Annotated in this window: 9 protein-coding genes; 3 read left to right on the top strand and 6 right to left on the bottom strand. The window is 52.9% G+C overall.

From position 1 onward, the window contains the following. Nucleotides 1-147 precede the first annotated feature (147 nt). A complete protein-coding gene (locus R70331_RS12000; RefSeq protein WP_042182563.1) occupies nt 148-4017 on the bottom strand; it encodes a galactose-binding domain-containing protein in 3870 nt (1289 codons plus the stop codon). Between the two features lie 423 nt (nt 4018-4440). Here R70331_RS12000 and R70331_RS11995 point away from each other — a divergent pair, with 423 nt between their 5' ends. Next, nucleotides 4441-4866: a hypothetical protein gene (locus R70331_RS11995; protein WP_042175677.1), complete on the top strand. Its 426-nt coding sequence runs from the start codon at nt 4441-4443 to the stop codon at nt 4864-4866. Nucleotides 4867-4919: 53 nt separating this feature from the next. Here the strand turns inward: R70331_RS11995 and R70331_RS11990 are convergent, their stop codons facing one another. The 3 genes from R70331_RS11990 to R70331_RS11980 all read right to left on the bottom strand — a co-directional run bounded on the left by R70331_RS11990 (nt 4920) and on the right by R70331_RS11980 (nt 9309). Next, nucleotides 4920-6617 (bottom strand): methyl-accepting chemotaxis protein, encoded by a 1698-nt coding sequence (locus R70331_RS11990; protein WP_052419035.1) that lies wholly within the window; start codon nt 6615-6617, stop codon nt 4920-4922. 362 nt (nt 6618-6979) lie between these two features. After that, nucleotides 6980-7678, bottom strand: coding sequence for a Crp/Fnr family transcriptional regulator (locus R70331_RS11985; protein WP_042175676.1), 699 nt, complete (start codon nt 7676-7678; stop codon nt 6980-6982). Nucleotides 7679-7797: 119 nt separating this feature from the next. Continuing rightward, the gene (locus R70331_RS11980) at nt 7798-9309 is read right to left on the bottom strand and encodes a DUF4153 domain-containing protein (RefSeq protein ID WP_042175673.1); all 1512 of its coding nucleotides are present in this window, start codon (nt 9307-9309) and stop codon (nt 7798-7800) included. A gap of 114 nt (nt 9310-9423) precedes the next feature. Between R70331_RS11980 and R70331_RS32050 the strand changes: the two genes are divergently transcribed. Both R70331_RS32050 and R70331_RS11970 read left to right on the top strand, forming a co-directional pair. Beyond that, on the top strand, nt 9424-11295 hold the full coding sequence (locus tag R70331_RS32050) for an ABC transporter substrate-binding protein (RefSeq protein WP_042175672.1): 1872 nt from the start codon (nt 9424-9426) through the stop codon (nt 11293-11295). Nucleotides 11296-11388: 93 nt separating this feature from the next. Continuing rightward, entirely contained in the window at nt 11389-11847 is a 459-nt protein-coding gene (locus R70331_RS11970) for a DIP1984 family protein (protein WP_042175668.1), read from the top strand. Between the two features lie 952 nt (nt 11848-12799). On the opposite strand, the gene R70331_RS11965 is transcribed toward R70331_RS11970, so the two are convergent. Both R70331_RS11965 and R70331_RS11960 read right to left on the bottom strand, forming a co-directional pair. Further along, the gene (locus R70331_RS11965) at nt 12800-14932 is read right to left on the bottom strand and encodes a CotH kinase family protein (RefSeq protein WP_231576456.1); all 2133 of its coding nucleotides are present in this window, start codon (nt 14930-14932) and stop codon (nt 12800-12802) included. 91 nt (nt 14933-15023) lie between these two features. Then, nucleotides 15024-15515: a DinB family protein gene (locus R70331_RS11960; protein ID WP_042175666.1), complete on the bottom strand. Its 492-nt coding sequence runs from the start codon at nt 15513-15515 to the stop codon at nt 15024-15026. Between the last annotated feature and the right edge of the window lie 45 nt (nt 15516-15560).

Genomic DNA, 15560 nt, shown 5'->3' with positions numbered 1-15560 from the left:
CTCATCTTCTGTCTTCTGCTATCAAGCATAGCAAGCAGCTGCTGGTTCATGCAATGAACGAATCACCGGTTCAGGTGTGCTTACACCCGGATTCAAAAAGCCGCTCCCCGGAAGATCCGGGAAACGGCCCTGAATTGGAACAGCAGCTTACGGATTGACTGTAATCGTAAACGTGGACGTGTTATTTTTGATCGGAGTCACCGTATTGGTAATCTTCAGGTTGTTAAATACAACCGAGCCGACTGCCGGACCCTGGCCGGCCTCTGCCGCTTCGTTGACCCAAATGCCGACCCCGGATTTGGCATCGAAGGCATCGCCGCTTTTCAGGGCCCCTGAGATGGTGATGTTGGTAAAGACCGTGTCCGCTACCGGAAACTGCGGTGCTGAGCCGACATAGTTGGTCTGGAACATGATGCCATGGTAGGTGGGATCAATGATATCCACATCACTGACGCGGATGCCCTGGAACACCTTGGACGCCGAGAATACCCAGATTGCCGGGAAGGTCTGCGAGCCCCAGAAGTGGCCGCCCGCCCGGACAACCGTAATGTTCTGCAGGTTGGTCGCCGGTGAAGCGCCGAAGCCGTTCATCGGGTATCCGAAATCAAGCGAGCTGATCGTGATACCCGAGTAGCACAGAGTGTCTGCAATATATATATTGCGGAAAGTATTTGCATAACCGCCGTATACCGCAACTCCCGCCGCACGCCAGGTCAGGATTGAAGTCAGATTCTCATACACATTGTCCTTCATGTCAGCACCGCCGGAATCAATTGCCGAGAACAGTGCAAAGCTGTCATCTCCGGTTGCCCGTGCCTCGTTATTCGATACCAGATTATTCGTACTGCCGTTGGTCATATTGATACCGTCGGCAAAGGTGTTGCGGATTCTGGAATTGCGGATGGTCATATAATCGGTATTCGCTCCCCAGTACATGCAGATCATGTGCTCGGTCCAGATATTGTCGATTGTCATATTCGCAACATTAGCGAAGTCGAAGACTTTACCCGGGCCATCGATCCGCGAGGTATAGTTGCCGAAATATGCAAAGCCTGAGAACGTTGATCCATTGGCGGAGTCAGTCGCCCGGAAGCCGACATCCGTATTGGACTGGCTGGCTGGAGCATAAAACCGGGTGTACCACGGACCGGCTCCGATAACTTTCATCGCTTTGCCGTATACCTGGAATTTGCTCGACGTCTCATAATGGCCTGCAGGCAGGTACACCCCTTCAAGCTTGCCGGTTGTATCCATCCGCACTTTGTCCAGGGCATTCTGTACATCCTGGTGGGTGAAGCCGGCTGGCACGGCATATTTAGCAGGATCAGGATTTGCTACCGGTGCCACCTGCTCCAGACTGATGAAGTCGATGGCATACTGTGAGGTGTTGGCAGCATCCTTTTGCAGACGGATGGTACTGCCGGCCGGAATGGTACTGTTAAACATAATGTTGGCCTCATCGTAAATATGACGCGGGGAGCCTGCACTTGGCAAGTTGCCCGGACTGGTCTCGGAGCCGTACAGCCAGGCGTATTTGGAGGTCAGGTTAATCGCTTTGGTAAAAATCCCGTTGACATAAATATTCAAGGTTGAGCTGATGCCGTCACCTCCGGCTGCATCGGGAATGGAGAACCGGGTTACCAGTGTATTGGTACTGGCTCTGGTTGTAAATTCCACATAGCTGCCGGTTGTATTGAGCGTTACCGCTCTTCTGCCGGACGCTTCACCGGCCAGGTCGCCGATATTGCGGTTTGCCGCCAGCTTGACTGCTCCGCCGCCGGTAACACCATCCTCTGCTTCATACATATCATACGGCATGTTGGCTCCGCGGCCGATGAACAGCGGGCGCGTCTCGGTGTTGTTGGCCTGCTTGACCGGCAGCTCATTTCCGTCTACGGCAATTTGCGTTTTTACGTTGTATTTTCCGTTCACAGCAGTCCATGTGCCCAAGGTAACCGGTGCTGTGGTAGCACCGCTGCTGATAACACCGCTGTAAGAGCCGGTCAATGTCTTAATGACTGCATTCGTCGCAGCATCTGTCAGGGTCAGTGTTATATTATGTGCTCCTCCGGACGATGCGGCTGTTCCCTGATTTTTAATTGCTGCAGTGAAGGTTACGATATTGCCGCCGGCCGGATTTCCCGGAGACCAGCTGACTGCCCCGGCAATCAGATCAGAGCTTGAGACCGGTATAACTGTCAGGGCAGACGGATTTGTATAGCTGTTATTGGCTTCGTTAAGCTCGATAACCGTGTTGCCTTCGTCAACCTTGGCGCTTACTGCATAAGTGCCTGCATCCTTCGCTCCGATGTTCAGCGATACAGTGCTTGAAGCACCGGCGGCAAGTGTCCCCGCCTGAGCCGTGCCTGCAAGCGCTGTTCCCAGATAGAAGTTTACATTCGTCGCCGGGGACACTGCAGTTCCCGCGTTTTTGACTGTGGCATGTAGTGTAATATTGTCAGTCTCAACCGGAGCGGACGGATTCCAGGCCAATGCCGTTATTGTCAGATCCGGATTAGCAGCAGGTGTGCCGAAGATTTGGAACTCGGCCACCTGGCCGGCGCCGGAGCCGGTATTGGCTGTAAACTTCAGCTGCAGCTCACTGGCCGTAGCAGTAACCGGAATGGTCACTGAATTGCCGCTGGCCGGATTAAAAGTATAGGCTGCTGAAGGTACGAGGGTAGAGAATGCCGCATTATTCTGATTATGGCCCAATACCTCAATTGTTTGCGTGCGGGTTGCCCAGGCAGAAGCCGGATTCAGCTTCACAACGACAGAGGTAATATTGGCATCGGCACCAAGGTTCACGCTGAGGGTATTCGGATAGCTTCCGCCTGCGCCTTCCCAGTAAGTAGATATATCGCCGTCAGTGGCATTAGCCGGGATAAAGGTGAAGACAGACGATGATGCGCTGACGGTTTTTCCGGCCGCCAGATTTGAAGAGGGGCCTGTAGTCGGCGTAGCCGTTGGTGCCGGAGTAACGGTAGCTGTAGGTGTGGAAACCGGTGTTGTTGTCGGTGTAGGCACTGCAGTTGGAGAAGGCGTTGGAGCAATGGTTGGCGGCACTGTCGGGGCTGGTGTTGGAGCAATAGTGGGCGCCACTGTCGGACTGGCTGTAGGAGCTGCTGTAGGAGAAGTTGAGGCTGTAAGCACCAGCTGGTCCAGATTCACATTCCCGGTGTCGGACGGGTCATATTTATAAGCAATCGTATTGGACCCGGCATTCAGTGCTAAAGTTTCATTTTTGACTCCCCAGGTATCCCAGTTAGCCATGCTGGGGAGCACTGTCTGTCTGATTTTTGTACCATTGACGTAGATGCTGATGGTCTTTGCGCTTCCGGTCGCGTTCGCATACCTTAGTGCCGCATCAACATTCCCTGCCCCGGCTGTTGTTACCGTAAAAGTAGTAGCTGCTCCCTGTGTCAGGTAACCGTCTACAAAAGCGCTGCCCGTATACCCGCTGTGATCAGTATTGGACTTGGCACCGCCGCTTAAAGCAGCCGCTTCTGCCTCATACGTTCCCGGTGTTGCAGCGGCTGTACCGTAAACCTCCAGCTCGGATACCTGGGCAGCCGGCCAGCCGGTATTGGCAGTGAAATTGATTTTAATATATCTGGCTGTAGCCGGGGTGAAATTAATCGTCACGCTGTTTCCGCCCGCCGCCGGATTGAATACATAGCTTGAGGATGTTGCCAGATTGCTGTATGAGGTATCATTAACGCTCCCCTGGACGGACAACGTCTGCGTTCTTGCCTCCCAGCCTGCGGGGAGCTTGAGTACAACCTGGTTAACACTGCTGTCAGCTGCAAGATCAACCTTAATCCATTGCGGAAAAGCATTGCCCGCGCTCTCCCAGTACGTCCCCTGATTGCCGTCATTGGCATTCCCAGCCGCATATACATCACCGACTGAGCTTGCTGTAATGCTTTTCCCCTGAGCCAGATTTCCCGCAGCGGCGCTTACAGCCGGAACAATCCCGAATTGTCCAATAAGCAGCAGAGCAATGAGGCTGTACATCCATAATGATTTTTTAAAAGAAGCTCCGGTTCCCGTTGACACGTTCAGACACCTCCTAAGAATGTGTGAATCCACTTCACCAAAGAATGCGCTTACAAAATCTTCCTTACCTTATCCCCTCCCGGGTCAGCTGTAAGTCCGTTATCCCCTGTACGCTGCGTCCACCTTCCGGCTTCCGCGTACACAACAAAAAGAACGGCCCGTCCTTTGCGTATACATGCAGAACAAAAGCCGCAATCGCAGGATCAGCAGACCGAACTTATGATTAGACTATCAACTAACTGATTATGGTAATAATATATGTTATGGGAGGGTTGCAGTCGATGACCGATCCTATCTGGAGTATGTGCAAAACAACTCTCTGGAAGAAGTTCCTTCTACTGTCCAGAATATTTAGAGTAATCAAGATTTGGAGGACAAACTATGACAGCTAAACACAAAAATACGGATTTCTACATGCTGCCGGTGTCTGCTGCAGTTATCCTGTATTTTATCTTCGTCGTTATTCCGTACGGTGATTCACATAACTTTTTCAGTGAGGCAAGCGTACCTGAGGGCAATGAAGTGTGGCCATATTTTTTAATGACAACGCCCGCATTAATTGTATACCTGATCATCATATTTAAATGGGTCAAAAGAATCCAGTTTCTGCGCTGGCTGAATTACCCGGTTATCATCTTCATTGTTAACTTCATCTCTTTGATATGCCTGTCCGCCTTCAACGGCGGTACGGTCTTCTGGCTGATTTTTATTACGGGACCGGTCTCTCTGTTACTGACTGCCGTCTTTTTCACCATCGGCCTGATTAAAGACCTAAGGTTCCTGCGTGCTGCAAAAGAGCAAAAATAGAAAAAACCCTGCTTATCAGGCAGGGTCTTCCGTTCTTTATTCTCCGGGCTGCTTCAGGCAATATTGAACCGGGCCACCAGCCCTTGCAGACCCTGGGCCATTGTGCTGAGCGTGCTGGCGGAGGAAGCGATCTGTTCCACGGAAGCCATCTGCTCCTGGGAAGCGGCGGAGACATGCTGGGTGCTGGAAGCGGTTGTCTCCGAGATCTGTGTGACCTTACGGATGGACTCGACAATCTCATCAGTGGCAGCCGTAATCTCCTCGACTGCTCCGGAGACCTCCTGCACCTGTCCGGCCAGTGAGTCAATGGAAATCCGGATCTCCCCGAAGGCATGTCCGGCATCCCCGATAATACCCGTGCCATCCTCCACTTCGCTCATGCTGAGCTTCATGGTTGCTACTGCGCCGGAAGCTTCCGTCTGGATGCTTGCCGCCATCTCGGCAATCAGATTCGCGGATTCACCTGACTGCTCCGCAAGCCTGCGGACCTGATCCGCGACTACCGCAAACCCTCTGCCCTGCTCGCCGGCCCGTGCCGCCTCGATAGCCGCATTCAGCGCCAGTATGTTCGTCTCCGCGGCAATGCCTTTGATGACTCCCACCAGACTGCCGATCTCTTGCGAGCGGTTTACAAAGCCCATAACCTGCTGCGATAACGAGGCGATGGAGGCATTAATAGAGTCCATCTGGCGGGCTGCTGCCTGCAGCGATTCGTCGCCTGAAGCGGCGTACTCGGCGGAGCGCACTGAGGCGTCGGAAATATCCTGAACGCTTGCGGCAATCTGCTGGATTGCAGCAGACATCTCCACAATGGTCGTCATATTGGTCTGCAGATCGTTCATCTGCTTGTCCGTACCGGAGGCTACACTGCCCATAATACCGGCGATCTTCTCAGTCACTGCAGCCGTCATTCCGCTGTCCGCGGTCAGCCTGGAGGAGGATGCAGCCAGACTGTCAGCCGACTGGCTAACCTGGCCGATAATGCTGCCAAGATTGCCTGTCATCTGGTTAAAGGTATGCGCCAGCTGACCGATCTCATCCCTGCTGCGGACAGTCAGCTTACGGGTCAGGTCAGCCCTGCCTTCGGCAATTTCCTGCAGCTGTTTATTTACATCACGGATCGGCTTCAGAATCCGCCCTGACAGCAGGAGCGCAATCAGCACCGCCAGCAGCACCGATAGTCCCGTTACACCAAAGCTGAAGCCCATTGCTGAACCGCGGTGTGAAGCCGCCTGGCTCTGTGCAGCCGTTATTTCTTTGGTCAGTACCTCCTCAAATACGATTTGCGATTCAATAATGGTATCCAGAGACAGGTTGGTGAACTCCTTTTGCGCACCCGGGAAATTCCCTTCCTTCGCCATTGCGAAGGCACTCTCCAGCACTGTCAGATAGTTGCTCCACTCACTCTCCAGATTGGTGATTCCGGACAGCTCTGCTTCATTCAATCCGGCGTTTTTCAGCTCTGTGATTGCAGCTGTGATTTCCGGAATCACGGCTTCATACGTTGTCAGATACTTGGTCCGCTCGTCGTCAGTGTTGCTCATCACGTATCTGGCTGCCAAACCGTCTGCCGTGCGGATCTTATCTGTCAGCTCCTGAACCCGTGTCAGCTTGCTGTAATTCCGGTTAATCTGGTCTGTCTGCATCGTTGCTTTGCCCTGGAAGAGTGTATTTCCGGCGATTGCCAATATAAAGACGAGGATGACGGCAGCGAACCCCATGAGGATTCTAGCCCGGATTCCTTTTAGCATAAATGTTGCCTCCCTGTGATGTGGTCTGTATTACCGGTAGTTTCTTGTTCCATATGTATCTCCCACTTCAGCCCCAGTGCATGTCCTCCTGTCTATCAGATGGTGTTGCTTCCTTCTATATTGTCATCCTACGCTGTCAGCCTTAAATCAGCCTTAAATCCGCCTGAGCATAAACTGAACGTAAACTGAAAATGTATAGCGTCCAGCTGTACCGTAGGCAAAATCCCTGCACCAAGTGAGGCCTTTACATGGAAAATGGGCTCAATTCCTTTGCTGGAAGCCTCAAATATACCAATGCTTAACTAAAAAAGACCGCTGCCCCGGTCAAATACCGGTACAGCGGTCTTTCTCTTAACCCTTAATTATTCATACAGATTTCCGTTAGCCAGCTGAGCCAGCCGGGTCTGATCCAGCACACTCAGCCTGCCGCGCTTGCGTTCGATAATGCCTTCGTCGATGAAGCGCCGGACGATCCGGTTAAGGTGCCGGTAGCTTGTGCCGAGCAGATCAGCCGTCTCAGTTAAGCTTGAGGTACGGATCTCCTCAACCCGCTGGCCGCCGACCGTCTCCTCGAACAGGGACATCAGATAGCTGGCAAACCGGTTCTCCACCGGGTAGAGCAGATTCAGCGCCGAGGTCTGGCCGAGAGTGTACATTTTGTGGCTCAGCTCCCCCATCAGAAAACGCAGCAACGCCGTATTCTCCTCCAGCTCCCGCAGGAGCATCTTCCGTGAGGCCACAAGCAGCAGACTGCTGCCGACGGACACGACTTCATTTTTAACCGGATACTGCCGCAGCAGCTCCACATCCCCGATCACCGACATCGGCCGGGCGAACCGCACCAGCATTGACTTTCCGTTCGGCAGCAGCGTGTGAATCTTCAGCTTGCCCTCCATCAGAATGAACATGCTCTCCAGCCGGTCGCCGACCGAGCAGATCACTTCACCGTCCCCGTAGCGCCGAAGCTCCATCGCGGCAATGTCAGTGCTGCTGAATATTTTACCAAGGCCGTTTCTATCCGCCAGCCGCTGGACAGCTTCAGGATCAATCATGGACTGCATTGTATTTCCTCCTTGAGAACCTGCAATTGTACAAGGTCATGCTCCGCGCAGGAGCACCAACATGATGCCCTTACTGTAACACAATCCCGCACAATATCGTAAGAGCGCCTGCCTCAAGGTTATTTTAACGAATGTATATAATCCCGCAGCGCCTGCTGTCCCTGGTGTTTGGACAGGTTGAAGGACGGCCACTCCTGCTTCGCTTCCGCAGACTGATTAGTCCATTTCTCGCCAAGCTCCTGCTTGAGCAGATCATCATTGTCTTTACTGAAGCTGATCAGCAGCGGAACCGCCTGCCAGGACAGTCCGGTCAGATGGTACTTATCGATATCCCCTGTCGCCTCATACCGGGCAATGTTCTGGAAAGCAATAATCCGGTCCATCCCGATGTAATTCATGAATACATAGGACAGCAGGCCGAGTGCCACAACCCATTTCATCAGCGGAAAATCCGTCTTGCTTATCCGTACGGCAGCGAGAATCAGCAGCAAACCCAAAAAAATCATAAAGGCATGCACCAGAAAGCGTATCTCTGTATAGCCGTAAGCTTCTTCATATAACGTGAGCCGGGAATACGCCGAATAGAGCATCACTACCGAGCACATAACCAGAATGTACAGCAGGATACGGATGACGGACAGCAGTCTGGCTTTGGCCCGGGGCAGGGCAAGCAGAGACAGCAGCAGCAGGCAGAAGTTAATCGACGTCACCATAATCAGCTCAAAAAATCCGCTCCGTGCATAATCGGCATACGTGCTTCCCTGCGGCAAATCCCCCTCCCAAGCTCCGAACAGGTAGGAAAACTGCACACTCACAAACAGCACATAGACTGCATTCACCGCTGTCAGGACAGTAGTAATAATTACCGGGTCAACGGACAATTCGAAGGGCTCCAGCTGCGGCTCACCTTCCTTCAGCACAATAACCTGCCGCTCCGTACGTTTATAAGCAACAAAACCCATTAAATAACTGAACAGGCCGATTCCCAGCACCACACTCCAGAGCGTCCGGCCAAAGCCTTCACCGAATGAGATCCGTTCCAGCAGATCAGGAAATGTATTCAGAAGCTCATTAAATACACCATCCGCCGACGAGAGCAGTGAAACGACAATCAGCAGCAGCGGACAGGACAGCAGCAGCCCGGCCAGCACTTTGAGGTATATCTGTTTATGTTCGCTTTTCATGCCTTCTCCGCCCGTTCTGCGGATTGCGGTAAACACTGTAGGCCAGTGGCGCGGACCCTGGGCAAAAAAATGCTCCAGCGCAGCGCCAATCAGCTGAATTCCGCTCCATGAAGGCCGGCGGTAGCTGAGCAGATAGGTCGTATGTAAAAGAATCAGCACTGGAAGCGCAAGCAAATTAAGTCCGTAGAAAAACCAGTTCGAGAACAGCATAAACGTCATTGCCAGCAGAAAGATGGCCGCCAGCCATACATAATCGAACCATTTCAGCGGACGGAGCTGTTCCTTGGCGTAGTACAGCATAAAACCATAGAACAACACAACAAAGATCGGATACGAAACTCCAGGCATATGTCCATAAAATAAATACTGGTGCACGATTGCCAGCAGCAATGCCGCAGCCAGCGCGGAAAGCGCAGACCTCGGAATAACGGGGACTTTCTCATTCATGGGAATACCCTCCAGTTTTTCACTTTCTTATACTAATTCTAGCTGGTAAAATAAGAAGAAAAAGAGAAAAAATATTTTACTCATTTCCTATTTTATTGAAGGGAGCTTTCTGTAATGAAGCTGCACGGCCAATTTCTGAAGCTGCATTCACAGCATGGAGGAGCAGAAGAAGCCTCCGTTACACTGGATGAGCTTGCCCATACCTTAAGCTGCACCCACCGTAACGCACTGCATGTCATCAACAAGCTGACAGAGCAGGGCTGGATCTGCTGGACCCCGAGCCGGGGCCGCGGACGCCGTTCTTCCCTGAGATTCCTTGCGGACGCCGAAGAAATAGCATTAAGCTCCATGAAGCAGGCTATCAGCAGCAGTGATATCCGCAGCTCTATTGAAGGCATCCGCGGGCACGCGCGCTCCTCCTCCCTGCAGGATGCGCTGCAGGGCTGGCTGCTGGCCTATTTCGGACATCATTCGGAGCTGCGCAGTGACAAGCGGATCGATACTTTACGGCTTCCGGTCAGGCAGCAGCTGCATAATCTGGACCCCCTGTATATGAATCTGCTGGCTGAATCCTTTGTATCCAGCCATGTTTTTGACGGGCTGGTCACCCGCACCGGAGGACAGGAACGGATTAACCCCGGCCTTGCGCATGCCTGGGACGCAGACGGACAGCGCAGCGTCTGGACCTTTCATCTGCGTAAGGATGTATTGTTCCATCACGGTAAGGTGCTGGCCGCCGAGGACGTCGTTTATTCGTTTCAGCGGATGATGAATACCTCGCAGCGGATGCTGTACAGCAATATTTTTAAGGACATCCGGGAAGTGAAGGCGCTTAATCCGGTTACTGTGCGCTTCGTGCTCAAGCAGCCGAATGAGCTGTTTCTTCCCTTTCTCTGCACCAGCCGGGCAGCGATTGTTCCGCGTGATCTGGAGACCGTCTTTGCCGGCAGCTTCGGTCGCAGGCCGGCAGGTACAGGACCGTTCAAGCTGGTGGAGATGAGCGAGGATTTATGTACGCTGGAGGTGTTCCCTTACTATTTTCAGGGCCGGGCGCATCTGGACCGGGTAGAAATTCTTCATGTCCCGTGGAATATTGCAGAGGCTGCACCAGAGACAAGCTCCGCCTTTCATATCATCCATAATCCGTCCTCCGGCGGTTCAGCTGCCTGGAGCCGGATTCACTCTGAGTATTCAGTGCGCAAATTCGTGACCTGCAATACGAAGAGAAAAGGTCCGCTCAGTGATCCGCTGGTCCGTGCAGACGTGCTGTCGTGTCTCGGCGGCTCAACATCCGCAGGTAGCGAAGTAGCGGGAAGACCGCAGGTTGAGACAGTTCAGCCGGGTAATGAGGCCGTTGTGGATGATACAGCGGGTGCCGATTATACGGTAGAGACGAGTAATGCGGCTGCGGGCGGTGAGGCGAGTAATGCCGGTAATGCGGCTGCGGGGGTTGGTATGGATGGCACTGTTAATACGGTTTCTGCTCAACCAGCAGCTGTTACTATGTCAACCGTGACTGCACCAATGCTGCAGATTGCGACTATCCCGCAGTATGCCGGAGATGCAGAAGCAGTGGCTGCCAAGCTGAACAGCTGCGGCTACACCTGCCATGTATTATCCGTCTCACCGGAAGAATTCAAAGGCCCTGTCCGCATGCAGGCAGACCTGATCGTCTTCTCGCTTCTGCGAGATCAGGATGAGCAGCTGCGGCTATTCGATCTCTACGCAACTATGGTACAGCATCTGGAGCTGCCGGTGCGGGCAGATATAGAAGGACGGCTGCGATTAATCGCCCGGGAGCCGGACAGCCGGGCAAGGGGAGCTGGCTTTCAGGAGATTGAAAACAGGCTGCGGCAGAAGCATCAGCTGCATATCCTGTACGAAAAGCCTGCCGAAACCGCCTATCTCCCCTCTGTCCGCGGGGTTACCTTTAACAGCCAGGGCTGGGTGGATCTGCGGCATCTGTGGTTTCCGCCTGAGCTGTGATTTCAGAATCTGTCAACGTCAATAGTAAATTGGTAAATATAACTCCAGTTTGGTATATTAGGGTTACTATGTTTATAGCGGAGGGGATTTAGAATGAGACTAGCGGAAGCACTTGTGCTGCGGGCAGACTGCCAGCGGAAGGTGGCGCAGCTGAAGCAGCGCCTGGGAAGAGTCATCAAGGTTCAGGAAGGCGATCAGCCTTCAGAGCCGCCTGCTGAGCTGCTTCAGGAATTGAAGCATACACTGGATGAGCTGGCCGTCTGGATCAAGAAGATCAACAAGACGAACTCCCTGAGTCCGTTTAATGCAGACCTGACACTGTCGGAAGCGCTGGCGGAACGGGAAAGGATCATGCAGCACCGCAATATATTGAACGAGCTGCTTAATGAGGCTTCGATTAAGCAGGAGCGTTACGGCCGGCAGGAAGTAAAGTTCTATACAACTATTGAGGTGACCTCCCTGCAGAAGGATGTCGATGAATTGTCCAAGCAGTACCGTGAGCTGGATTTCCGCATTCAGGAGAAGAACTGGAGCACTGATCTGCTGGAATAGTGAAGGATGTTAGACTGTATAGCAAGTTGGTAGCCGGACACATACAGGTGAGCACAACCCGCCAACTGGGTAAGTTGGACCTTGAAGCAGATGCCGGGCCATATCTGCACAACTTAATGCTTAGCCCAATAATGTAACAAGAGTGCGCGTAGCATGTAACCAGGCTGAATTTTTTTTAATGTTAACTACCATGTGCTGATGTATGATTCCGGTGAGGGCGGGTTCGGGGACTTGTTAGCTTTAAATTGTACGAAAATAGCGGCAGCCTGGAAGCGTTCCTTCCGGCTGCCGCTTTTGTGCGGGGCGGGTTGCGCGGCTCCCAGCACGTTTGTGTGAGGCGGTTTGTCGCTCCCAGCATGTTTGTGAGGCGGTGCGCCGCTCCTTGCCTTTTTGTATGGGGCCGTGCGTCGCTCCCAACAATTAGTTGGATTTTGTTCACCTATTTCTGCCATTTATCAACATTTCGAGTGATTAATTGGATTTTGTTCACCTAATTATGGATAATCCCCCCATTGGAGCCGAAAAGGGCAATATTAGCTGACGTTTTTCCAACTAATCTCATTTTCAAGGGATGCTAGCCCGAATTAGATGACTTATTTCCAGCTAATTCTCATCGACTGATGCAACAGCACCAGATGAACTAACGCACTACCTCCAGCTCAGCTCGGGGACTCCACCACTTCCAGCTTAATTCAGCAACTCTACCACTTCCAGCTCAGTTCGGCGAATCCACCACCTCCAGCTCATCGCGGCAACTCCACCACTTCCAGCTTAATTCGGCGACTCCACTAGTTCCAGCTCATCGCGGCAACTCTATCACTTCAGCTCAGTTCGGCGAATCCACCAGTTCCAGCTCAGCTCGGTGACTCCACCACTTCCAGCTTAATTCAGCACTCCACCACTTCAAGCTTAGCTTGGCGACTCCAGCCCCGTTTCTACTAACTGGTCCGTACTATTCAGCAGCTTTATCCGCGGATGTAACCGTTTGAGCCGCAGCGTCCCATTTCACATTCATATTCAAGCCCTCGGAGATAAAGCGCACTGGTACTAAAGTCCGGTTGTTAATGATCTGGGCAGGGACATCGAGTGTGACAGCTGTTCCGTTGACGTAAGCCGTTTTGCTGCCGATAGTCATCATAATGGTCGTACTGCCTTTAACGGCAGTGATCTTCTTCGCGGCCTGATCCCAGGTCACTTCAGCGCCAAGCGCGCTAAAAATCGCACTGACCGGCACCAGCACCCGGCCGTCCTTGTTCAGCGGGAGCTGATCCTGGAAGCTTACTGCTGTACCGTTCAACGTAACAGTAATCGCCTTGCTGCCGGAAGAAGACGCTGCTGTTGATCCGGCTGCACCCGCTGCTGCCGTGATGCCTTTAGTTGCAACCACCTCCGGCAGCGGTGTAACTTCCAGACCCAGCTGCTCCTGCAGATTGGCCAGCCGGTTCAGGGCAAAGGTCATCAGCGACCCTGCGGCCATGGTGCCCATGCCTTGTCCGCCGCCTGCGCCGGGCATGCCTGTGTTACCACCGGCTGCCGGAGCAGTAGCGGTCGCTCCCGCCGCACTTCCTGCCGCCGCCGTCCCGGCTGTTGCTGTCCCGTTAGCCGCTCCAGTTTGTCCGGCTGTTGCTGCTCCGCCAACGGTTCCGGCTTGTCCGGCTGCTGCATCTGGCCGCGCCGGCGGTGTTCCATTCGTACCGTCCGGAGGGGTCATATCGCCTCCGCCGCCCATCATGCCGCCACTGCCTCCCGCATCGGCTGTATAGGCTACATTGTTCTCGAACTGATCCATTGTATAGAACTTGGTCGGATCTGCCTGAACGTAGGGTCTGATCAGTGTGGTAAGTCCTGTTATGCGGTCCTGGATACCTTCCAGATACGTAACCAGTTCAGAGACATAGCCGTTATACCTGGTTTTGTACTCCGGCACCTCAAGCAGATTGCCGATCAGCGGCACCTGATCCACATTGATGCCGAGTGTTGGCGTGTCGATCGAAGCGTTCACCGCATTGGTTGCCGATGATGCTGCAGCTGTACCCGTTGTGCCGGATGTTCCGCTTAATGCTGCGGTTCCAGCTGTTGTCCCTGTCGTTCCGGCAGCGGCAGTTCCGGCCGCGTCCTGCATTCTCCCCCCGCCGCCTCCGGTGGAATAACCGTTAAAGCTCATATTCATATCCCAGGGAATGACGGTATATTTACCGGCTGCATCCCCGTACAGCAGATAGTTATGGCCTTTATCGCCGTTATAGCTGTCATAGTTGCCCAGCACAGCATTAGCGGCTATATATTTCAGTGCGGAATCCACGTCCAGCACACTCTCGATATCGCCTTTTTGGCCGTCAGGCATAGCGTTCAGCACGCTGATGAATTTTTTGAGCGAAGCCTTGTCATCTTTCGTCCCGGTGTCATAGGTCAAAGTTTCATAATCGCCATCCTCCTCATATTGGAGATAGCTTTTCTCTTCTGTATCGTACAGAACACCGCTGTCTGCATCTTCACCGAAGTTACGCTCCAGATAGCTGTCATCCACAGATTCAACACCGATATAGAAGCCATATAATTCACCGTTGATATACAGATTCGTGAACACAGTCAGCGGCGCATCCTCACCGATCGCCCGCAGTGCTTCATAATGCAGATACTCGCGCAGGAACGACGGGTCGGAATAGCTGTTATTCAGCACCATTTTATCAAGGCCCAAGAGCGTCTGTGTCTTGTCATATTTATCGAACTTCAGCCGGAAGCTGTACCGGTCGGAATCCGTCATCGCTGCAACTGATTTCAGTGTCAGGTTACCCTTAGTTGAAAAGCCGACATTCTCCAGCACCGTGCCGTCCACATCCACCGTTACACTTTTATACTCCTTCTCCAGGGGCTTTGCCAGAATGCTCTCCCAGTCCTCATCGGCAACCGTCACCTTTACATTAATCACTTTATCCGGGGTGAACAGGGATTCATAGGCTTGGCTTACCCCTGCTTCAGCGGCAAAAGCGGCAGACGGGCTGCCGGTAACGCCTCCAACCGATGCTACCACCGCAAGTGACAGTGTCGTCAGCATCATTTTTTTGAACAACCTTTTCAGTCTCAAAACGTGTATTCCTCCTCTTATGCAGATTCATATTTTGTAAAGCCTGTGTAAAAGCTTAAAATATGAACCTGAAAGAAGGCTGAATTCCCCGCTATTCCTTACCCGGCAACGTTTCCCGCAGCCCGCGTCCAATCACATTGGCCGACACCGGCTTATCCCCCAGCTCCCTCGCCCAGACCGACAGCTGCCCGGTATGATGGATCTCGTGAGCGATAATATGGCGCATAATCTCACCCCAGGCATCGGTAACACGCTCTCCTTCATAACGCTTATCCACAAAAACATTCCGCTCCAGCCCCTCATGCCAGCCCAGCACAAACGCTTCAACCTCCGGCCGAAGGCGGGCATCCAGCTCTTTTACCTTACCCAAAGTGCTGTATTCCGCAAAATCCTCTTCAAAATCAGGCTTGCCCTGCATCGCCATGATCCAGCTCCACTCCACATCCGCGATATGGAACAGCGTCTTCAGAATCCCGCCGGCCCCGCCGGTTCTCGGCTGCAGCAGCGCGTCCTCACTCAGCGTTTCACACCATTTATACCACTCTTCACGGACCATCCAGTTATAGCGGAACAATGTCTGCATCTTAACCCTCCGATATTCATAATTTGATTCTCCCCAGTAACTCCA

Origin of the sequence: Paenibacillus sp. FSL R7-0331 (assembly GCF_000758645.1) — a bacterium.
GTDB lineage: Bacteria > Bacillota > Bacilli > Paenibacillales > Paenibacillaceae > Paenibacillus_AQ > Paenibacillus_AQ camerounensis.
This window is presented reverse-complemented; position numbering and strand designations above follow the sequence as displayed.